The sequence below is a fragment of the Salinicoccus albus DSM 19776 genome, from assembly GCF_000385175.1.
Classification (GTDB): domain Bacteria; phylum Bacillota; class Bacilli; order Staphylococcales; family Salinicoccaceae; genus Salinicoccus; species Salinicoccus albus.
In genome coordinates, this window is sequence record NZ_ARQJ01000021.1 from 1 (window position 1) to 21,814 (window position 21,814).

General features: G+C 38.8%; 19 protein-coding genes and 5 pseudogenes. 15 read left to right on the forward strand and 9 right to left on the reverse strand.

The annotated features are described in order from the left end of the window. Positions 1-523, forward strand: a pseudogene (locus G343_RS15535) (hypothetical protein); the annotation flags it as partial. Between the two features lie 248 nt (positions 524-771). Here G343_RS15535 and G343_RS0103195 read toward each other — a convergent pair. The 4 genes and pseudogenes from G343_RS0103195 to G343_RS15925 form a co-directional block, all read right to left on the reverse strand. Continuing rightward, positions 772-1,353, reverse strand: coding sequence for a hypothetical protein (locus G343_RS0103195; protein ID WP_020006666.1), 582 nt, complete (start codon positions 1,351-1,353; stop codon positions 772-774). Positions 1,354-1,712: 359 nt separating this feature from the next. After that, positions 1,713-2,000 (reverse strand): hypothetical protein, encoded by a 288-nt coding sequence (locus G343_RS0103205; RefSeq protein ID WP_156823558.1) that lies wholly within the window; start codon positions 1,998-2,000, stop codon positions 1,713-1,715. A 74-nt stretch (positions 2,001-2,074) separates the two neighbouring features. Continuing rightward, on the reverse strand, positions 2,075-2,350 hold the full coding sequence (locus tag G343_RS15920) for a hypothetical protein (RefSeq protein WP_169336662.1): 276 nt from the start codon (positions 2,348-2,350) through the stop codon (positions 2,075-2,077). 67 nt (positions 2,351-2,417) lie between these two features. Further along, positions 2,418-3,345, reverse strand: a pseudogene (locus G343_RS15925) (relaxase/mobilization nuclease domain-containing protein). An 81-nt stretch (positions 3,346-3,426) separates the two neighbouring features. Here G343_RS15925 and G343_RS15700 point away from each other — a divergent pair. The 7 genes and pseudogenes from G343_RS15700 to G343_RS0103245 form a co-directional block, all read left to right on the forward strand. After that, positions 3,427-3,780, forward strand: a pseudogene (locus tag G343_RS15700) (signal peptidase II); the annotation flags it as partial. Between the two features lie 12 nt (positions 3,781-3,792). Beyond that, a pseudogene (locus G343_RS15705) lies at positions 3,793-4,104 on the forward strand (mercury(II) reductase); the annotation flags it as partial. Between the two features lie 76 nt (positions 4,105-4,180). Next, positions 4,181-4,513: a thioredoxin family protein gene (locus G343_RS0103225; protein WP_020006672.1), complete on the forward strand. Its 333-nt coding sequence runs from the start codon at positions 4,181-4,183 to the stop codon at positions 4,511-4,513. A gap of 18 nt (positions 4,514-4,531) precedes the next feature. Next, positions 4,532-5,611 (forward strand): FAD-dependent oxidoreductase, encoded by a 1,080-nt coding sequence (locus tag G343_RS0103230; protein ID WP_020006673.1) that lies wholly within the window; start codon positions 4,532-4,534, stop codon positions 5,609-5,611. 89 nt (positions 5,612-5,700) lie between these two features. Beyond that, a complete protein-coding gene (locus G343_RS14245) occupies positions 5,701-6,054 on the forward strand; it encodes an ATP-binding protein (RefSeq protein WP_020006674.1) in 354 nt (117 codons plus the stop codon). 843 nt (positions 6,055-6,897) lie between these two features. Beyond that, positions 6,898-7,521: a flavodoxin family protein gene (locus G343_RS0103240; protein ID WP_020006675.1), complete on the forward strand. Its 624-nt coding sequence runs from the start codon at positions 6,898-6,900 to the stop codon at positions 7,519-7,521. 89 nt (positions 7,522-7,610) lie between these two features. Further along, complete coding sequence (locus G343_RS0103245) at positions 7,611-8,960, forward strand: dihydrolipoyl dehydrogenase family protein (RefSeq protein WP_020006676.1); 1,350 nt, start codon at positions 7,611-7,613, stop codon at positions 8,958-8,960. A 328-nt stretch (positions 8,961-9,288) separates the two neighbouring features. Here G343_RS0103245 and G343_RS0103250 read toward each other — a convergent pair whose 3' ends face one another. Both G343_RS0103250 and G343_RS14250 read right to left on the reverse strand, forming a co-directional pair. Then, positions 9,289-9,927: a LysE family translocator gene (locus G343_RS0103250; RefSeq protein ID WP_020006677.1), complete on the reverse strand. Its 639-nt coding sequence runs from the start codon at positions 9,925-9,927 to the stop codon at positions 9,289-9,291. Between the two features lie 242 nt (positions 9,928-10,169). After that, positions 10,170-10,505 (reverse strand): annotated as a pseudogene (locus G343_RS14250) (HAD-IA family hydrolase); the annotation flags it as partial. A 323-nt stretch (positions 10,506-10,828) separates the two neighbouring features. Here G343_RS14250 and G343_RS0103260 point away from each other — a divergent pair. The 3 genes from G343_RS0103260 to G343_RS0103270 all read left to right on the forward strand — a co-directional run bounded on the left by G343_RS0103260 (position 10,829) and on the right by G343_RS0103270 (position 12,866). Then, positions 10,829-11,026 (forward strand): hypothetical protein, encoded by a 198-nt coding sequence (locus G343_RS0103260; protein ID WP_020006679.1) that lies wholly within the window; start codon positions 10,829-10,831, stop codon positions 11,024-11,026. Between the two features lie 302 nt (positions 11,027-11,328). Further along, the gene (locus G343_RS0103265) at positions 11,329-12,168 is read left to right on the forward strand and encodes a transporter substrate-binding domain-containing protein (RefSeq protein ID WP_020006680.1); all 840 of its coding nucleotides are present in this window, start codon (positions 11,329-11,331) and stop codon (positions 12,166-12,168) included. Then, the gene (locus tag G343_RS0103270; protein WP_020006681.1) at positions 12,168-12,866 is read left to right on the forward strand and encodes an amino acid ABC transporter permease; all 699 of its coding nucleotides are present in this window, start codon (positions 12,168-12,170) and stop codon (positions 12,864-12,866) included. The genes G343_RS0103265 and G343_RS0103270 overlap by 1 nt, the downstream gene beginning before the upstream one ends. A gap of 361 nt (positions 12,867-13,227) precedes the next feature. Here the strand turns inward: G343_RS0103270 and cudC are convergent, their stop codons facing one another. Both cudC and G343_RS0103280 read right to left on the reverse strand, forming a co-directional pair. Next, positions 13,228-13,806, reverse strand: a complete 579-nt coding sequence (cudC, locus tag G343_RS0103275; RefSeq protein WP_020006682.1) for a choline uptake/conversion transcriptional regulator CudC — start codon at positions 13,804-13,806, stop codon at positions 13,228-13,230. 249 nt (positions 13,807-14,055) lie between these two features. Then, on the reverse strand, positions 14,056-14,955 hold the full coding sequence (locus G343_RS0103280; RefSeq protein ID WP_020006683.1) for a glycine betaine ABC transporter substrate-binding protein: 900 nt from the start codon (positions 14,953-14,955) through the stop codon (positions 14,056-14,058). A gap of 383 nt (positions 14,956-15,338) precedes the next feature. Between G343_RS0103280 and betB the strand changes: the two genes are divergently transcribed. The 4 genes from betB (at position 15,339) to fadH (ending at position 20,586) form a co-directional block, all read left to right on the forward strand. Then, a complete protein-coding gene (gene betB, locus G343_RS0103285; protein WP_033426518.1) occupies positions 15,339-16,796 on the forward strand; it encodes a betaine-aldehyde dehydrogenase in 1,458 nt (485 codons plus the stop codon). Positions 16,797-17,049: 253 nt separating this feature from the next. Beyond that, positions 17,050-18,735, forward strand: coding sequence for a choline dehydrogenase (gene betA / locus G343_RS0103290; RefSeq protein WP_020006685.1), 1,686 nt, complete (start codon positions 17,050-17,052; stop codon positions 18,733-18,735). A gap of 308 nt (positions 18,736-19,043) precedes the next feature. Next, positions 19,044-19,592 carry a DUF420 domain-containing protein gene (locus G343_RS0103295; RefSeq protein ID WP_020006686.1) on the forward strand — a complete coding sequence of 183 codons (549 nt, stop codon included), beginning with the start codon at positions 19,044-19,046 and terminating at the stop codon, positions 19,590-19,592. Positions 19,593-19,821: 229 nt separating this feature from the next. Beyond that, entirely contained in the window at positions 19,822-20,586 is a 765-nt protein-coding gene (gene fadH, locus G343_RS0103300; protein ID WP_026366253.1) for a 2,4-dienoyl-CoA reductase, read from the forward strand. A gap of 243 nt (positions 20,587-20,829) precedes the next feature. On the opposite strand, the gene G343_RS0103310 is transcribed toward fadH, so the two are convergent. Then, positions 20,830-21,768 (reverse strand): glycine betaine ABC transporter substrate-binding protein, encoded by a 939-nt coding sequence (locus tag G343_RS0103310; protein WP_020006689.1) that lies wholly within the window; start codon positions 21,766-21,768, stop codon positions 20,830-20,832. Between the last annotated feature and the right edge of the window lie 46 nt (positions 21,769-21,814).

Genomic DNA, 21,814 nt, shown 5'->3' on the forward strand with positions numbered 1-21,814 from the left:
CATTGCACAGGCCATCGGTTGTCACCGTCAAACAGTAAAAAATGAACTGGATCGCGGATCGGTGTCACAAGTGAAGGCACAGACGCAAAACGGTAAAACATATCGCTATACGCATACTGTTTACTTCCCGGATGCCGGCCAGCGTCAGTACGAAGAAAACCGATTAAATTGCGGGCGCATATCGAAATGGGCCAGTATCCCTGCATTCATGGAATGGGCGGATACAAAGATGCTTGAAGCGGGATGGTCTCCCGACGCTGTCATCGGTTATTTGAAAATCCATTTCCCGTATGCCACAGCACGACTGCCGTGTCCGACGACGCTCTATCATTGGATTAACATCGGGTTGATGCGGACGAAGAATATCGATCTGCTTGAGAAAGTCAGCCGGGCGCCCAGAAAGACCGGCCGGTTAACCCTAAGTTCTCATTTTGGCGATTTTCTTCGTTTTTCATATAAAAAACTCCTTTTCCATTCAGAAAAAGAGTCAGCTATGTTTGATTATTTACGAAACATGATATAATATCATTACGTAAATAAAGAAAACATAAAGTTCTAGTAATCTTCGGTCGCCAAACTTTCGGATTACTTGAACAAACTCTTTTTCAAATTATTGATGAGAACAGTATAGCATATTGCTATACTGTTCTTTTTTTATTATCAATCTATCTATATCTATAAAAAAGTTAAAAGATTGAAAGTACTCTTTTGTCGATATGTACAAGTACTTTCAATCTTTTTCTTTAATAAATAAAAGATTAATATTATTAATTATAAAATAGGTATAAGTAAACTTAGAGTTTTAGAAACTGTCCAAGCTGCCCAATTCCACATTCCACGATCAACCAAGAATTGATGTATCCATCCTTCTACATTACTTCCAAATGCAACATAATGATCAGCAGTATTTATCAAAGCTGTAACAGTTATAGCTTCTTTCCAATTATCTTTAATAGACTTTGATACAGGCAATTTATTAATTGCTGAATCAATAGCATTATCTACTTTGTCTTTATTCGCTTTCAATACTTTGACTGCTTGTTTTACAGTAAATCCTATCTTCCCTCTAGTCTGAAAAGTATTTTCGTCTTCAACAATACTTTGATTTAATGTAATTTCCTCTTCTGAATAACCAAGATCTTTAAGTACATCCATACTAAATTCTTCTTGATCGAATCCTACTGGATAAAATACCTTTTGATTAAGATCTAAATTTTTTTCTTCCTGAACAACAGCTTCTCTCTCACTTTTAATTAAATCATAATTTTCTCTTGCTGATGCAGCATAAACACTACTACTCAAACTACTAATAATAAGAGTTCCTGATAATACTGAAAGTAAAGTTTTTTTCATATTTCTACCTCTCCTTTAAATATTATATTTCTTAACCAGTGTACAAAAAACTCCAAAATTAGTAAAATTTGTTTGAAAATAAAAATAAGGTGGTAATATTCATCCTAATATACATATATCAATTTCTTTTATTTACTGGTATCGCTATAGTCTATGGATTAACTTTAGAAGGTACTGCTGAACTAAAGAATGAACATATCTTTATCCTAGTTTTAATTATCATTAATATCTTATATTTATACTATATAAATATTTTTGATAAAAAAAAGGAAACATTCATTTCCAATAAAAAGTCTATAAAAATAAGTACAATTGTTTTTATCGCCTTAACTTTGCCATCAATACTAATGACCATACATTTACTCTTCATCATTAATTAAATTCATAAATACCATTCTAGAAAATATTGAACCTAAAATAAAAAGCCAAACAAAAAAAGAATCCATCATATCTGTATAATATAAATACAAAGAACCAACAATTGACAACATCAATAAAATATCAATAACTAACCCCACAAAAAATTTCAAACTGACTAATACTCCTTTTTTTATTCCAATTTCCTTTTGTTCCAATTTCCTTTTGGTGTGAACCAACGGCACCCCTAAAAACCCAAAAGCTGTCGGTAGGCATCTTTGATACCTCACGGTATCTGCCTACCGGCTTTTTAGTTTATTCAGGGGGGCTTTTCCCACCAAAAGTTTTCTCGGCATAAATGGATCTAGAACCGCATTTCTTCAAATCCTTTGATAATTAAGACTACCAACCCACCAACCAGACCGACAAGAATTACTACAGTCAAAGCACTCCAATACCAACCCTCCAAGTTCCAAAGCTGTGATAGAAAAAGCCCTTCCCACACACCAATCGCAAGCGTCCGAGCAATCAAAGCAATAAGTAATACCATTGCGATAATCGATAAAGCAAAGTATGAATATCCTTGTATCTTATGGAATTTCTGACTTAACTTATTTTGATTTTTAAAACTCTTTTCCAATTCTTCAAAGTTTCTCCTCTGTGTATTCAGCAACTGCTCACTGACCTTCTCCGTCGCTTCATGGACTTTATAATTCCAATCCGTTGTCCCTTTTTCTAGCTTTCCTAACAGGTTGTCTATCCTCTCGTTCCGTCCCTCTTGTGACTTCTCTATCTCTATCATTCTTTCTTTCAGCAGTGAGTTTTGCTTTTTCACTTCTGACAATTCGTTTTCCAGATGTGTCTCTCTCGAACTGCTCCCAATCGTTTGAGGTGCTGATTGTTCTTTCTTCTGGTTCAGTCTGTCTTGCAAACTCATTTTCCAACCCTCCCCACTCATAATCAGACCCTAATTTCTTTGCACGCACCCATTTATTCAGGTCAGGGTGCTTATAAGAGACCGTAGAGCCTCTTAATTTCGTTTCAATGCCCAAATCCCCCCAAATCGTCCTGAAAGCTCTCAAAATCGCTTGTATGGCTTTTAGAGAGATCTACTGCTTGTCTTAATTCATCTTTCCAGCTGGATTGTCCTTTTTCTAATACTGCTTTTTCCGCTTGTGTATATCTGACCGCTGCTTTTTGTCCCTCAACCACAGACAGCCCATGTGCTTTACACAGTTCATCATTTGCTCGTCGAATGTCATGCAACGCTTTTTTATTATTATTAAATTTCTTACCTGTCTCCAAATTCACAGCATTAATCACGATATGATTATGGATATGGTCTTTATCATCATGCGTATAGATACTGACTTGATGTTTAGGTGCTATCTTCTGCGCCAACTCAAGCCCCAGTTCATTACATTTTTTCGCATCGACTTCGCCCGGGGAGAATGATTGGATCACGACGTGCCCCTCATTTCCTCCTGTCTTGCCATAGAGCTCTCTGGTGGCTTTAAAACTACTTTTGGCATAATCGACATCACAATTTAAACCCGACTTCTCCACAGCTCTCTTTTCAGCGTAATTAATGGCTCTGGCAGTGGATTTCGCACTGCTTATTTTAGTTGTTGCCATAGTGCATTCACTTCTTTAGGCAATAAAAACATCTAATTATATAGTAGACTTAAAAGAAAAAGGAGAAACCTATGAAAAAGAATGTTTATTTGGCTAACATTGTTTTTCCTCGCAATCGATTTAGGAACAAAAACTTGGGCTGACATTGCGTTGGAAATCGGTGAAGGACAGGAAACGACAATTCCTTATATAACTTGGCAGTTACTCTACAATGAAGGAATGAGTTTTAGCTTACTTGCATATTATCCTCAACTGGTTCTGATATTGAATTTTGTGGCAATTTGTGTTGTTTTTGTTTTGATTAAGTATATAGCTTACTCGTTCATGTGGAATATTACGAGTGCCCTTATAATTGCAGGCGGATTTGGGAACTTTATCAATCGATTATTTTCAGGACATGTAGTCGATTTCATCTCCGTTCAAGGATACCCAGCTATCTTTAATATGGAAAAGGGCTATCAAGTAAAGACTTCTGTCATACCGCTGGACGCTGTACCAAGAGCGTTAGTTAATCATGAAACGACTGGCGTATTTAAAATTGTAGCAGAGGCTGATACATTAAAAGTTCTTGGAGTACATCTAGTTGCAGAAAATGCAGGTGATGTCATTTATGCTGCGACATTAGTCGTGAAGCATGGATTGACAATAGAAGATTTACAAGAAAGTTTTGCACCTTATTTAACAATGGCTGAAGGACTTAAATTAACTGCACTAACCTTTGATAAGGATGTATCAAAGCTGTCTTGCTGCGCTGGGTAATCGGCCAATATGTAAGTTAGCTTACGGAATATATATGGGAAACGTTTTATCCTTTTATCTAAGGATTTGATTAAAAATGGCAGAAGATATTATGAACAAACAACAATTTGATAAACATATTGCTGGTAAAAAACGAGTTGTGATTAAATTTTTTGCGGATTGGTGCCCGGATTGTAAACGAATGGCCTTTTTCATCGAAAGTGTACTAAAAGAATTCTCATCTTTTACATTTTATCAAATAAATCGAGACAATTTTCCGGAATTAACAGAACAGTATGAGGTTATGGAGATTCCTAGCTTATTGGTTTTTAAAAATGGTATAAAGATTGGTCACTTGCACAGTGCTAATGCAAAAACACCGGAGGAAGTTACTGATTTTTTAGCTGGATATTTTACGAATACACGGTAGAAATGTAGGGATTACGTAATGAATAGAACATTGATTCTAGCAGGAGGAGGGCATGCACACCTATTTGCTGTGCATGCCCTTTTAAAAGAGAAAGTAGATTTCCGTATCATACTGATCTCACCATCACGCTATCAATATTATTCAGGCATGTTTTCTGGATTTACTGAAGGGATTTATGGTGAGAAGGACATTCGTATAGATTTGAAAGATCTTTGTGAGCGGGCCGATATTACTTTTATTCAGGACCAGGTAGTTAGCTTCGATCCAACCGTCAAAAAAGTACAGTGCAGCAGGGGGCAACCCGTTTTATTTGATGCGGTCTCTTTTGATATTGGATCCGTATCAGAGATAGGCTCGTCTATTCAAGATCATATCATACCTATCAGGCCAAACTATCTATTTACAGAGCGCATAGAAAACATTAAAAGATCGCCTAAGCCGGTTGTTGTTGGTGGTGGAGCTGCGGGTGTAGAACTTGCCTTGTCTATGCTTGCATGGAGAAAAAACCATGCCGAACAAAAAAATGTGACCTTAGTTACATCTTCCAAACTATTACATTCCTTTGGCGTTTGCACTTCTAAAAAAATAAAAAGGATAGCAACTTCAAAGAGCCTGCATGTAATAAAAGAGGAAAAAGTAACGGACATAACCTCTAGCCATGTACACACAGACAAGCAAAACAGTCTGGAACATACAGGTGTTCTATGGCTGACAGGCGCTAATTCGTCCGATTTATTTGAAGATGCAGGAATGACAACGGATGATTCAGGATTTCTGCTTGTCAATAATTATTTGCAAGGTGAAGATTGCCCGTTTGTATTTGGTGCAGGGGACTGTGTGACCATTAATAAGCATAGAAGCTTGCCCAAAAATGGTGTTTACGCTGTACGACAGGCACCAGTTCTATGGGAGAATATAAAAGAGTACTTGAATGGCGGGGAACTAAATGAATTTATACCACAAAAAAGATATGTAGCTATTTTATCCACTGGAAATAAACAAGCGTTATTCACGTATGGTAATTTTTCAGTTCATAGTAGCCTGGCTTGGAAATTGAAGCACTTTATTGATGGGAAATTTATCCGTAAGTTTAAATAAACCAATAAAAGAAGGGAACGGATTAGTCAAAGTCATATAATTGAATCAATTTCATAATTGCTCCTTCTTTACGCGAGCAGGATGGTTGGATGGATTACAGATTAGGATTGTTTGAAGAAATAATAAAAGAGGGCAGGAAATTCGGTTTTTTCTTAACGTTGGCAAGTCAACGTCCTGCCGATATATCACCTACAATCCTTTCACAAGTGCATAATTTCTTTCTACATAAATTGGTGAATGAAAGGGACCTACAGATCATAGATAATTCCATATCAACATTAGACAAGGTTTCTAAATCTATGTTACCTGTCCTTGCACAAGGAGTATGTATCATATCCGGCACAGCTTTAACAATGCCTGTAACTGTTTCTGTAGATTTTATTGATAACATTAACTTAAGACCCGAGAGTGATACTGTTTTATTAACTGATTTATGGAAATGATTTTACTTGATTTTTTTATAAGGTGATATCCAATTGACGAACGTCTGAACCAACCATCAATTAATCGGCATTTAACGAAATTGATTGAGAACATAGCGAAAGATAAATCCTGTTACATCGATGGTTTGATAGACTAAGAGATTTATTGATAGTAAATCCAATAACTATGGCAAAGAAAATGTCATTTATTTGAATGGACGGTCTTATCAAAAAACTTGAAATTAAATGCGACAGAAGGTAAAAAGTATGTCCAATTTTATTTTAGCTACTTTATAAAACCTGTGGATAAGTTCATGTAACATACAAGTAGCATACAAAAACACCTGCAAACGTTGATTCTACTGCCTCCCACAGTTCTCAAAACGTTAAGAAATCAAAAATTGAAAATCCCCCAACCGCCTATGGTTGGGGGATTTTACTATATATGCGTTGCTTTAAAAACTTCCAAGTAAAAGTGTATAGATCCCAAGTTTAATCCTCCCTGAAACAATATGGCCTTGGAACGCAATAGTGGGCACATTATTGCGTTCCATTAAAGCGGCAGTTTCCGGAACAGTTCATATCTGATGTCAAGGGCAACTTATAATTGTAGGTTAAGGGCAGAATAAAAATGACCACTAAAAGACCCAATATTTTGGGGGTGCACCTCAATATCTCCAAGTAAACGAATAAGCAACTTTATTTTCATTAGAAATAGTATTCTTTTTTGCCTTATGCATAATGTAATTAATCTTACATAATCAAAAAAATGTAAGATAGATTACATTATTAGATGTTTTAGGATTTCTATAAATAATTAATGGGTATTGTTAAATTGTAATGAACTTAAAGGAGGAATATGAAATGAATGATTTAAAAGTTTTGTTTTTGAATGGGTCCTTAAAAGACAGTAAAGAAGGATCCAACACGGAAGCGCTGTTTGAACAATCCAGAGATATTTATGAACATGAAGGAGTCGTAACTGAAAGTATTCGGCTGGCAGATTATCATATACCATACGGAATTAATGGAGATATGGGAAATGGAGATGAGTGGCCGATGATCTTGGAAAAGATAAAAGAAGCCAATATTGTACTAATTGGAACGCCTCTTTGGTTAGGGGAAAAAAGCAGTTTAGCAACACTTGCAATTGAACGATTATATGGAAGCAGTGGTGAAACAAATCAGAAGGGGCAGGCAATCTATTACAATAAGGTAGGAGGAGTGATTGTAACTGGTAATGAAGACGGTGCTAAACACGCTGCTGCTTCTATTTTATATGGATTATCTCACATTGGGTTTGTTATCCCGCCCAATGTTGACACATATTGGGTTGGTGAAGCAGGTCCAGGACCGTCTTTTGTTGATGCGGATGGAAAAGAAAATAATTTCACCCAAAAGCATGTAGAAATGTTAACCTACAATACAATGTACTTTGCTAAACTCCTAAAAGAACATTCAATTCCTGCTAAAGGTAACACGTTATGAAAATTAAACCCTGCACAAGGTACATGGTTTAATAAGGAAATTATTATGGGAAGATAAAATGAATCCACAGTAAAGGAGTAGATAATGTAATGATGAAAGAATATAATCTGGTCGTAATTGGAAGTGGTACAGCTGGATCTATTGCTGCAGCAAAGTGCAAAAAATCCGGCTGGAGTGTAGCTATGATTGATGAACGTCCATTTGGTGGCACCTGTGCGTTAAGAGGATGTGATCCCAAGAAGGTACTGGTGGGCATTACGGAATATATGGATGGTGTTGAACGATTAAAGGGATCTGGTATTAACGGAGATATTCATATCAATTGGAATAATCTGATGAACTATAAAAAAACATTTACGGATGACTTTCCTGAAATGAAGGAAAAAGGGCTGAAAAAGCAAGGGATTGATACGTATCATGGTCACGCTGCGTTTATTGATGAAAACAAGATAAAAGTAAACGAGGAAACGCTCAAAGGGAACTATTTTCTAATTGCGGCGGGGGCATCTCCTGCTAAATTACCGATTGAAGGCAGTGAACACTTTACGTTTAGCGATGATTTTTTGGAACTTGAAGAACTTCCAAAGGATATCGTATTTGTGGGAGGTGGCTATATTTCCTTTGAATTTGCGCATATTGCTACCAGGGCAGGTGCTAATGTTCATATCATACATCGGGGAGAACGGCCATTAGAAGACTTTGATAAAGACTTAGTGGATCAATTAGTAAATTATTCAAAGGATATCGGAATTCAAATCCACCTTTCAACTGAAGTGAAAAAGGTCGAAAAAATGTCCAATCACTTTATAGTAACCGGAAGTAATGGTAGTGATAAAAAAGAATTTTCGGCTGATCTTGTTGTTCATGGAGCGAGCAGAGCGCCTAATACTGATTCCTTAAACTTAAAAAGCGCAAATGTGAATGTAAGTAAAAAGGGTATTGAAGTTAATGACTATTTACAAAGCACCAGCAATTCTCGTGTATATGCTGCAGGAGATGTCTCGGATTCACCGGGTATGCCGCTAACGCCTGTAGCTGGTATGGAATCTCATTTAGTTGCTTCTAATTTATTGAACGGGAACAATCGTACGTATACCGAACAAATAATACCCAGCAGCGTATTTACTCTCCCTAAGTTGGCAACGGTGGGTATGTCAGAAGAAGATGCAGCGGAAAAGGGTCTTGATTTTAAAGTGAATGCTATTGACACAACCAAGTGGTTTACCTATAAGCGTACAAATCAAGCGGTTGCTTTTGTGAAAATATTAATAGATGAGGAAAATGACCAAATCATCGGAGCCCACTTACTCAGTCATGAAGCAGATGAATTAATCAATATTTTTGCTACGGCTATTCAATTTGAACTATCAACCAAGGATCTTAAAAAGATGATGTTTGCTTACCCAACAGCAGCCTCAGACATTGGCTACATGCTATGATGAATTGTTGGGTGATCTTATAAAAAGGATCTTTTCGTAAATTTTGTTGCTCTTTAACCCTCGTAATTGATAAAAACTGCGACGTAACTAAAAACCATGTTCGGTGCCCTGCGATCGCTGCGGAAAAACACTACGCTTTCCGCGGGCTCGCGCTGAGCCTCCTCGATCGCAAAGACCGCTCTCTGCGGGGCCTCATCGTCTTCGCTTTCCCGCAGCGGAAATTACGTTGCTGTTACATCACGGTTTAAAGATTTTGTGTCAAAAACAACAATCTTTTAGAAAACAGCTTATAAAAAACACAAGGTGAAGAAGAAAAATGGACTTCATATTAAAAGAATGCTTTAATTCTAATTATAGCCTCATAAGTGAAATGGAAACCAAATCCTAGTAAAACCAGGTTCGATGTTAGGGAGATTACTTTCATGATTTTAGGATTCAGCAGTGTTTTACTGAAGTGAATGGTTAGCGCCAAGTTCAAGTTCCACAACCCTATGCCGATAAAGACAGCGCTGTTCACGTAAAATGCTTTTATTATGTTCTCGTTATCAAATGAATCACTTAACACGGATCCATAAATTCCTAGCCAAAACAGGATATTTAAGGGATTGAAAGCCGCTATGGATAATCCTGTAAGATATGAGCTGATCAATCCGGTTCTCAAACGATCGCCCCTGTTTTCAGAAGAATCCACCATTGGATCTGTTTTATGAATGAAGCTCTGTACACCAGTATAGGTTAAAATTAGTGCACCAAATATTAATAATGTAAGTTGTACCAAGTTTAACGTTAGAAATTCTGAAAGACCTTGATACATAAGGAACATTAAGAAGAGATCAGAAGTCATTCCTCCCGCTCCGACAAGAAGTGAAGGCCACAATCCTTGATAGATGCCTCTTCTAATAATTTCTATGTTAATAGGGCCAACTGGTGCAGCGATGGATAAACCAAGTACGATTTGTCTAATCAAAACTAAAAATATTACTTACCCCCATTGTTTGCTTGTCTTTAAATTAAATGCGTATACAATCGCAATTAGAAGTAAAAATGCGGTGTTTTCCAAGGAATTACTAGAGGATTATATAAGTTAATCAGCATAAGTCGGGGGTGGAAAACTTGTTTTGACTAAACTTACTTTTTAACATAGGATTTTAAGGTAGTATAAAAAGCTGATTTTAAGAGTCGTTCCTCTCAAAATCAGCTTTTAATCAGTCACTTCCATTCTAATATGCCTGTTAAGTCTTGATAAATAATATTTGGTTCCAAATTCAATTCCTCAATGGGAAGGTTTTGCCGATTTATCCAAGCGGTTTGGAATCCGTAGTTTTTTGCTCCTGATATATCCCAACCATTAGAGGACATGAATAATACTTCTTCGGGTTTTACTTTCAATACTTTTGCAGCATGATCATAGGAGGCAAGGGTTGGTTTAAATTGTCTTATTTCATCGATGCTAATTATTTCATCAAATAGATCGCAAATTTCCGATTGTCTAATTAAAGGATCAAGCATATCATGTGAAACGTTAGAGAATACAGCTATTTTTTTGTGTGAATGAGTGTATTGAATTGGCCGATGTCTCCTTTTTTAATGACTCGGCCAGGGCATCATGGGCGTATTCATGATTATGCCCAGCGTGTCATCCACATCGAGCAGATACTGCACAAAAATTTAACATGAGCCAACTGATTAACAAATCTGACCCATAATAATTCGATTTTAGAGATAAATTCAAAAGGAGTTTCGAAGATTTTACCCTCTGAGATATGATCATCTTAAAAAGTTTTTATGGTGAAAAAAACTATGATGATTATTCCATTAATGGGCCATATTGCGGAATAACGGATGATTTATAGAAAGGAGGTAATGTTATGGGATTTTGGTACTTACTATTGCTTTTGATAGGTATTGTTCTCATTATTTTAGGCTTTATGAAAAAAGGTGTATCAGCGGCCGTTAAAGCAGTTATTTTGTTTTTTGTTATTGGTGTCCTACTCATTATTGTTTCATTAGTTTTATTGATGCCTGGTTCTTCTGATTTAATTGCAGAACTTTTAAGGTTAGAGTAAGTTGATATTTAATGTTAAGGCAAACGGGCATAGTTTTGAAATAAACACTGTGCCTGAACAGTGCCAGTTAGCTAAAATTTTGTGGTGGCATTCTGTAATGATGTGAGGAGGGATAATGTTAAAATTTAGGGTTAAAATTCAAATAGGTCATTGATCAAAAAATGGTTAAAGGAGATTTTGTAGATGGCGTGGTCAGATATAAGTTCATTTCTAATTATGCTTGCGTCTTGTTTTAATGGTATAAAATCATTACAATGTTCGTTTTAATTTTTATAATATGTATTTAAAAGCGGGGGAGAAGGTTGCGGTTAAAAAGGCATTTGTTAGTTGTTGTATGTTTCGTATTTGTATTAGGTGGATGTGGTCAGACAAGTGATCATGCTAATGATGACAAATGGGACAAAATAAAAGAGGGAGGGGAGCTGGTTGTCGGAACTCCCGGAACGCTGTATCCTTCTTCCTATTACCCGGAAGATTCCGATGAGTTAACCGGCTATGATGTAGAAGTCATGAAAGAAGTTGGCAATCGGTTGGATCTCAATGTGCAGTTTGAGGAACTTGGTTTTGACGAAATGTTTGCCGCTTTGCAGTCAGGCCGAATTGATGTTGCGCCGGCCGGCGTAAGAGGTGAGACTAAGAAAAAGTTTTCGTATAGCAAGCCATATAAATATTCATATGCGACCATGGTTGTACGTGAAGATGCGGTAGATGATTTCACGTCGCTTGAAGATCTGGATGGAAAAATTGCTGGTGGCGCTGCGACAACGGTATATAGCGATATTGCTCGTAGATTCGATGCGGAAGTGAAAACATATGGAAATGTTACAAATGATGTTTACTTAAGAGATGTTGAGAATGGCAGAACGGATGTCGTGATTAATGATTATTACTTACAATTGCTGGCTTTAAAAGCACTTCCTGATTTGGATGTGACGATTCAGCCAGACTTAAAATTTTACCGGTCTAATCAGCATGCTGTCATCGAAAAAAATGCTGATAGATTAAAAGAAAAAATCAATGAGACACTGGCTGATATGAAACAAGACGGAACCCTTACTGAACTGTCTGAAGAGTTTTTTGCTGGAGAAGATGTATCAGAGAAGCCGGAGGAGAATATACGAACAATCGAGGGTATTGATTAATGTTTAACCTAGAAATGGATCAAATTCAGTTGAATAGATTGTTTGATTGGCATTTAGCATGGGATAGTCTGCCATTTCTTTTAGAAGGTGTACCAGCCACATTAACTGTATCCTTTATTGGAATGGTTATTGGTTTAGTCCTGGGTTTCTTTTTGGCTCTGGGACGCGGTTCGAAGCGGATTATCTTAAGATGGCCGTCACGTCTTTATATATCGTTCATGCGCGGAACGCCTATCCTTGTATTTTTGTTTATATTGTATGCAGGACTTCCAGCTATTGGCATTGAACTGTCTGCTTTTTTAGCTGCTTCGCTGGCATTTGGCTTAAATAGTGCCGCTTATATTGCGGAAATTAACCGTTCATCACTAAGCAGTGTCGATAAGGGACAATGGGAATCGGCTAAGGCTTTGAATCTAGGGTATTGGCACACAATGCGAAAGATTATTTTACCGCAAGCGACTCGTATCGCTATTCCACCTCTAACCAATGTTTATTTGGATCTGCTGAAGGCGACATCGCTGGCAGCCGTTATTACAGTTCCAGAACTGTTTCAAAAAGCGCAAATTGTAGCAGGGCGCACATATGATTCAATGACCATGTATATTCTTGTTGCTCTTATTTACTGGCCTATATGTATTATAATTTCCGCTCTGCAAGAACGGCTGGAAAAACGATTCAACCGGTATTTAAAGCCCTAAGTAAACTAGTGCAATCGAACAGAGGATAACAGGGGGGATCGTTGCGACATATCTGCGTACTATTATTCGTCCGAGATATAACTTCGACATTTTAGGCAGTATATCTTGAAGGTACATGCCACATGCCCCCCTTTTTGTCAAAAATCCTACTATATTCTATAACAGTTTGCCAAATCCTTTTAAATTCTCAATTCAAGTTGAACGCGGCAAGAAACTCATGAATACCTCAAAGCACAATGATCAGCATTCAAAGAAAAGATAGAGAGCACCATTAGAGACTTCTGAGCATGAAGACATTAGAACGACTGCACGTTGAGAATCGGAAACAGTGCATGTGACCTGAACGACACCCTTATTGTAATTAATTCTTGTCATCTGCACTTTCTGCGGGGATATAATTATATATCTCCCCAGATTTAGTGAGTTTGGTAAGATGATTTAGCCAATGATAATATTCCTTGGCATTGTCCAGTTGCTGATAATCCAATTTAGCCCTTTCCCGTAACGTTTCATCTGCTTCACTATTTTCGATCACTTCATTGAGTTGTTTTTGAGCGTTCTTAATGCTGGACAAAAACATATTCACTTCGCGTTCCCATTTCATGCCAAAAAATTGGGAAAAATAATTGAAGAAATTTTTCTCACCTATGAATGAATCTTTTCTTGATCCCTTCTGCCACACTTTTTGAACAATATTGATATCTTGAAGCTTTCTAACAGATGTACTCATACTCGGTTTACTCATGCCGAGTTCATCTTTCATTTCATCCAGGGTGATTGGCTGATGTTTAAAATACATCATGCCATACAGCCGGCCGACTGACGGGGTAACGCCATAAAGATCCATCGTTTCTGAAATCGTGTTAATCATCATATTTTCAGCTTGATCGATTTTTTCTTTGTTTTTTTCATAATTAAAATTTTCCTGATTACCTTCCATTATGGCACCCCTTTTCCGAGGGAAATAACAACATTTGATGTTATTCACTATTAAAATTGTTAATAATTAATTAAACGTTTGTCTATTTTATAATGAATATTACTGATATGTCAATTTAAACTCAAGAACAGTTAAAAGATCTAACTATCTCAATCGCTGATCTGTCTAAACAAACATCTGACAAAAGGCGTTCTTATGTAAGGAAAGAGACGATTCTCTTATATGAGAATCGTCTCTTTCTTTTTACGTTTATTTCATCCATTCCTCAACTACATCCTGATTCTCTTCTACCCATTTCTTTGCCCCTTTTAGAGGATCGTCTTCATTCTCCTGGACATCAAGCATTAATTCACCAAGTTGATCATCAGTCAACTTCCAATTTCTCATCCATTCATTCACCTGCTCATAGTCTGAGTCAAAACCTTCCCGGGTGGCCATGTAAATTTTTTCCGTTTCACCGAACGATTCTTTTGGATCGTCCAAGAACTTCAAGTCCACTTCAGAAAATATATAATGGGGTTTCCATAACGGTGCCACGATAGGTTTTTCCTGGTCCACTGCATTCCTGATGGATGTAATCATTGCTGCTTCACTGCTCTCAACCAGATCATAATTAAGATCGTAGGCATCGATCATTTCTTCTGTAGTTATCATTGTTCCTGCCCCGGGCTCAAATCCTGTTATTTCACCATTGAATTTATCTGTATTTTCATTTAAATCTTCAATGCTATTTATATCATCCATATATTCCGGAACGGCTAATCCAACTTTCCCGTTTTCGTACCAAGGGTCTTCCGCAAAATCAACATCCTCTTTATACTCTTCATAATAACTTTTATCCTGTACCGGCAACCAAATTTCGGGAGCAATATCTAAATCCCCTTCAGCTAAAGAGGCCATCTGGGGTCCCATCTCAACAAGCGTTAATTCCACATCATAACCTTCATCTTCCAGAATAGCTTTCCACATATTTGTAACGGCAATATTTTCAGGCCAGTTAATTTGTCCAATAGTGATTGTACCTGTATTTTCATTAGCTTCATCACTTGTACTGTCCGATTCACCACTGGCACCATTTGAATTGCAAGCTGCTAGTACAAAAATTAAAACGGTGAATAATATCAATTGACCTTTTCTATGAAAATTCATTAAATAACATACACCTTTCTAGTTTAAAATTAGGCAAACGTAACGTCTATTATTAATACATTTTGTCAAAAGCGTGATTAGCTAATTTTCACTTTCATCAGATAATTACCTCCTTTGATAAATTCGTTTAATAAATTAAATAAATTTTTAACAGAACTCTACTTAATAGATTAACGTAAGATATTATTTTGTCAAATACTAAAATTTGATTTATATCGTCTCATTGCGTTCTTATCAATGATGTTGGGATTTTATATATTTTTAGAGTTTGACAAATGAATAAGTATCTTGATAGTCTAAAACTATTAATAGTGTTAAATAAAAATTTAATATATTTAATAGAACAGTTATTGTAAAGGAGTGATGGTTTGAGTTTACAAAAAATGTTTATTAACGGGGAATGGATGAACGCTCAATCTGGGGAAACGCGGGATATCGTGAACCCTTATAATCAAACAGTCATTGCAACTGCTGCAGAAGGAAATGAAAAAGATACCAGAGCAGCTATTCAAGCAGCAAGACTGGCATTTGATGAAAGCAGCTGGTCCGTGTTACCTGCCAATGAACGCGGTGAACTTGTTTACCAGATAGGTACATTGATCCGCCGAGACTTACAAAAGCTGGCTGAATTGGAGACATGGGATACAGGTAAAACAGTGCAAGAAAGCCGTGATGATATGGCGGATATCGCTAATGTCTTTCTTTATTTCGGTGGTTTAGCGGACAAAGATGGGGGTGATGTCATCCAATCACCGATGCCAGCTGCTGAAAGTAAAGTCGTACGCGAACCTGTCGGTGTTTGTGGTCAAATCACCCCATGGAATTATCCTTTATTACAGGCTGCGTGGAAGATTGCACCGGCTTTGGCAGCAGGTAACACCATTGTTGTGAAACCGAGTGAGATTACACCATTAACAACAGTTAAAGTTTTTGAACTAATAGAAGAGGCTGGGATACCAAAAGGGGTCGCCAATCTTGTGCTTGGTCCCGGGGCGTCCACAGGGGCAGAACTATCTGTTAATCATGACGTTGATCTAATTTCATTTACCGGTGGCATTGAAACCGGTAAAACAATCATGCGCTCAGCCAGTCATAATGTGAAAAACATCGCACTTGAGCTCGGCGGAAAGAATCCCAATATAGTTTTTGCCGATGCTGATTTTACAACGGCAGTCGATCAGGCATTAAATGCTGTATTTTTCCATGCCGGCCAAGTTTGTTCTGCGGGGGCTAGACTTTTAGTGGAAGAAAGTATTCATGATGCATTTGTTGAAGCACTCGTTGAACGGACGAAACGAATCAAATTGGGCGATGGCTTTGACGAAAATACACAGAGCGGCCCCATGATTTCGGCAGAACACCGTGCGAAAGTGGAACACTATGTAGAAATAGGTCAAAAAGAAGGCGCTGTACTAGCAGCGGGCGGACAGCGCCCGGATGATCCTGAATTGCAACATGGCTTTTTCTATTTACCTACCATTTTCACAAACTGCACAAGCGATATGCGCATTGTCCAAGAAGAGGTATTCGGCCCGGTATTGACAGTAGAAACCTTTCAATCTAAGGAAGAAGCGGTCAAATTAGCGAACGATACGATTTATGGTTTGGCTGGTGGCGTGTGGACACAGGATTTGGATAAAGCTGAATTTGTCGCAGCACGCTTGCGGATGGGGACCGTTTGGATTAATGATTTCCATCCTTATTTTGCACAAGCGCCGTGGGGGGGCTATAAGCAATCAGGCATTGGCCGTGAGCTAGGTCATGAAGGTATAGAGGAATATACCGAAGTGAAGCATATTTATCGTAATAAACAACCTGAACCTATTCATTGGTTCCAATAAATTTTAACTGTCTTTGAATTTTATGTTTAATCATAAAAGATCTAAGCCTTTCTAACAGGAAGGTTTAGATCTATATTGAGTTTGTACCACCACGTATCTTGTATAGGTCCCAATGATTAGAATGCTGTCTGGGGATTTACAAGTAAAAGACGTGGTAAATTATATTGTTTCACTTGTTAAAAATATATTTAATAAATTAAATAAAAGTAGCTTTAAAATTATCTATTTAGCAATCTTCAAGGAGGTTTTATGAATGAATCAAACTTATGATTATGTAATCGTTGGTGGCGGCAGTGCAGGTTCTATACTCGGCAACCGTCTGAGTCAAGATAAATCGAGCAGTGTACTTGTACTGGAAGCAGGGCGCAGTGATTATTTTTGGGATCTGTTTATCCAAATGCCAGCCGCTTTGATGTTTCCGTCAGGCAATCGTTTCTATGACTGGATCTACTCTACGGATTCTGAACCTTATATGAATGGACGGCAGGTCGCGCATGCTCGAGGGAAAGTGCTCGGGGGATCGAGTTCCATCAACGGTATGATTTACCAGCGTGGCAACCCAATGGACTATGAACGGTGGGGAGCTGAACCGGGTATGGAGACGTGGGATTATGCCCATTGTCTGCCGTATTTTAAACGATTGGAAACAGCCTTTGGAGCAGATTCATCTGATGAGTACCGTGGTCACCATGGCCCGGTTAAATTAAAGCGCGGGCCGGCAAAGAACCCTTTGTTTCAAGCCTTTTTTGATGCAGCTGTTGAGGCTGGTTACTCGAGAACACCCGATGTAAATGGCTTTCGTCAAGAAGGGTTTGGACCATTCGACAGCCATGTCCATAACGGGAGACGGGTTTCCGCTTCACGTGCGTATTTGCGACCTGTGATGCGACGCCAAAACCTTACGGTAAAGACGCGTGCTTTTGTTACCAATATCAATTTTGAAGGTACGCGAGCCAATGGTGTGACATACCAAAAGAATGGGAAAACCTATCATGTGAACGCAGGCGAAGTGATCCTTGCCGGAGGTGCTTTCAATACACCACAACTGCTTCAGTTATCCGGTGTAGGGGACGCAGACCATCTAGGTTCGCTTGGCATTGACCCTGTTGTTGACTTGCCCGGCGTAGGTGAAAATCTTGAGGATCACCTCGAAGTATATATTCAGCATGCGTGTCCCCAGCCGGTTTCGGAACAACCCAGCTTAAATAAATTAAAAATGCCTTGGATTGGCCTGCAATGGCTGTTTGGACGTACCGGCCCTGCAGCATCGAACCATTTTGAAGGCGGCGGTTTTGTGCGTTCGAATGAAGATGTTGATTATCCGAACCTGATGTTCCATTTCCTTCCGCTTGCGGTTCGATATGATGGTCAAAAAGCAGACGCGGAACATGGGTTCCAGGTACACGTTGGCCCGATGTATTCCAATTCCCGAGGCAGCCTGAAGATTCGTTCGCGTGATCCATTTCAGCATCCAAGCATCATATTTAACTATCTATCTACCGAAGAGGATCGGCGTGAATGGATTGAAGCGGTACGCGTTTCACGTGAGATCATTTCTCAATCAGCATTAGCGCCTTACAATTCAGGCGAAATTTCTCCTGGATCTTCTGTCCAAACAGATGAAGAAATTCTTGAGTGGGTGGCGAATGATGCTGAAACCGCACTCCATCCATCCTGTACGGCAAAAATGGGTCCTGCAACTGATCCGATGGCTGTCGTAGATCCGCTAACCATGAAAGTTCATGGTTTGGACAATGTACGGGTGGTGGATGCATCTGTCATGCCACATACGACGAATGGAAATATCCATGCGCCGGTGCTGATGCTGGCAGAAAAAGCAGCCGACCTTATCCGTAATCAAAAACCAATGAAGCCTGAGTATAAGGACTATTACCGTCATGGCATCCATCCAGCTGAGGCGGGCACAGTTGAGAAGTAAGTGAATATACGCTTATTTCTCAATCGCGAATTTCAAGTTTAAGTTAGCCACCAGGATATAACCGTATACCAGAGTTTGTGAAAGCACTCTGGGTGCTGGGTTTCTCCTCCCCTCCGGGGGAGGAGAAAATTTTACAATCGATGTGTCCAAAAGAAAAAGTCTAAATGGCATTACGGTATGATGGTCTTTTTCTGTCAAAAGTATGACATTTTCCATTTTCAACGGAAATGGAGTCCTTCAGCATTGCTCTTTACAATTAATTTTCTTATGCTTATTGAAGGGCATTTTATATTGGAGTGGAAAAACGTATGAGTAATGACATTAACAATGCTAAACAGCGCAATTACAATTCGCTGATATGGTTTTTAACCATATTGATCATAGGCGTTATTTTGGGAACGTATTTATTGCCAACAAACCCAGATGCCACAATAGGCGGCATTGAATTAACAGTATTGCCAATGCTGAATGCTATCTTGAATAGCTTTACTTTTGTCTTTTTGTTAAGCGCCTTAATAATGATTAAGAAGAAAAACATTAAAATGCACCGCAGATTGATTATTGCTGCATTTGTAACAACCTTTTTATTCTTCATCTCCTATTTAACGTACCACTCTATGGCTGAGTCTACAAGCTATGGCGGAGATGGCGCTCTGATGTATATTTATTATTTTATCCTCATTACACACATTGTTCTGGCTGCATTGATTGTGCCGCTTGCACTGATTACACTTGGAAGAGGCTTGAACATGGAAGTAGAAAAACATCGCAAAATCGCACGCTGGACAATGCCGCTCTGGCTGTATGTCAGCTTTACCGGCGTTCTGGTTTACTTAATGATATCACCATACTATTAGATATCCGGAATTCCAGGCGCTTCTTCCCCTTCCTATGCTGCCTGAAGGTTGGATTAAAGGCCCTCTAACAGAATTCGAAATACAAATGAACCTTTTAATTTCTACAAATTTTTGCGCGGTTCCAGCTGTATTGGCACTCGGAATAGGGTATGGGATAAATGAAAGCCTTTTTATAATTCGGGCGGTTATGCCCAGCATACTTCTATAAGACAGGGGGCGCAGGATGACTATGAGAAACAAAACGGTAATCGTAACGGGCGGCAGCAGCGGAATGGGGAAAGCAATGGCGAAAAAGTTTACTGCTGAAGGGGCGAATGTGGTAATCACCGGACGTTCTTTAGAACGTCTGGAAGCGGCAAAAGCTGATATTGAAGATCCGGAGGGACAGGTTTTTTGTATTGAAATGGATGTCCGGGACCCTGAAAAAGTGCAGCATACAATTAATAAGACAAAAGAACGGTTTGGCAGCATCGATCATTTAGTCAATAATGCCGCCGGGAATTTTATCTCCCCTGCGGAAGATCTCTCTATCAATGGCTGGCGCTCAGTGATTGATATTGTCCTGAACGGTACATGGTATTGTTCACAAGCAGTCGGTAAGGAATGGATCGATAATGGACATACAGGGAGTATACTTAATATTGTCGCAGCTTACGCGTGGACAGCCGGAGCCGGCGTTATTCATTCTGCGAGTGCAAAGGCAGGTGTACTTTCGATGACGCGAACGCTTGCTGTCGAATGGGGGTCAAAATACGGAATCTGTGTAAATGCTATTGCCCCGGGTCCCATTGACAATACTGGCGGGGCAGAAAAGCTGTCCTTATCTGAAGATGCCCGCCGGCAAACAATTGAGAGCGTTCCGCTTAGCAGAATGGGCCAGCCTGAGGAAATCGCGGATTTAGCCCATTTTCTCTTATCTTCCAAAGCCAGTTACATCAATGGGGAATGTATAACGATGGACGGTGGCCAGTGGCTGAATCGCAATCCTTTTTAAAGGGTGGTGTCAAAAGAAAATTGAAATTGTTTAGAAATATAGTTTTTAAGATTTCCCAGGCAACTGTGGCTGAGACGTTTATCATTGTGTATTCGTTGACATTGGTGGGATGACTGTGGATTATTACGGTCCGCTCAAAAAAGATTTTGCAAACGATTGTTTAATGAGGCTGGAAGATACGCTTCTGTGGATAGAAAAATACGGTGGATGAACTAAAAGTCATCCACCGTATTTTTCTCGCAATTAATTAATACCTTCTGTCCATTGTTCGACCAAATCTGGATTTTCTTCCATGAATTGCTGTGCGGCTGCTTCTGCATCCATGCCTTCCTGAACGTTAAACATCATCTCTTGTGTGTCTTCTTTCGTGATGCTAAATTGGTTGATGAGTTCATAAGCTGCCGGAGAATCTTCTTGGAATCCTGTTCTTGAGACGGATAATATATCGTCTGGCTCACCAAAGGCATTTTGTGGATCATCCAGGATTTTTAAATCAAACTGATTAAAAGTCCAATGCGGTGTCCACAGTGTGACTACAATCGGTTCTTCGTTGCTGATCGCATCTGACAAGGATGCAGACATGGCTGCACCTGAGCTTTCCACCAGTGTCCAGTCATTCAGTTCATAGCCGGGAATCACTTCATTTTCCATTAACTGCATCTGTCCGGCTCCCGGACTGATACCAGTAATTTCCCAATCCAGCTGTTCTCCGATACCATCCGTGTTATCTCTCAGATCCTCGATAGAATTAATATTTTCCATATAAGAGGGGACTACTAAGCCGAGCTCTACTTTTTCTGTAACTGTATTGATTTGTTCGAGATCATCCTGATACTCTTCCCAGTAACTTTCATGGGTATTTGGAAGCCATGCGCCAACGATTGCATCGGTCGTTCCGTCAGCTAAGCCTGTATATTGCACACCAACGTCCGTCTGGTTGACTTCGACACTGTAACCGACTTCTTCAAGCAGGAGTTTAGTCAAATACGAGTTTACAGTGTTGGATACATAGTTGTCGGTACCGAGGGTAATTTCTGTTTCTCCGAGGCCGGATTCGCCATTGGAATTGCTGTCACCGGAGCTTTCAGAGTCATTATTTTCGTTACTGTTTCCGCATGCGGTTAATACTATGGCCAACGTCAATACAGACAACAAACTTAAAATACGATTAAATTTTCTCATTGTGTAAGTTCATTTCCCCTTTATATCAAAGTTGTAAGTCAAAAAT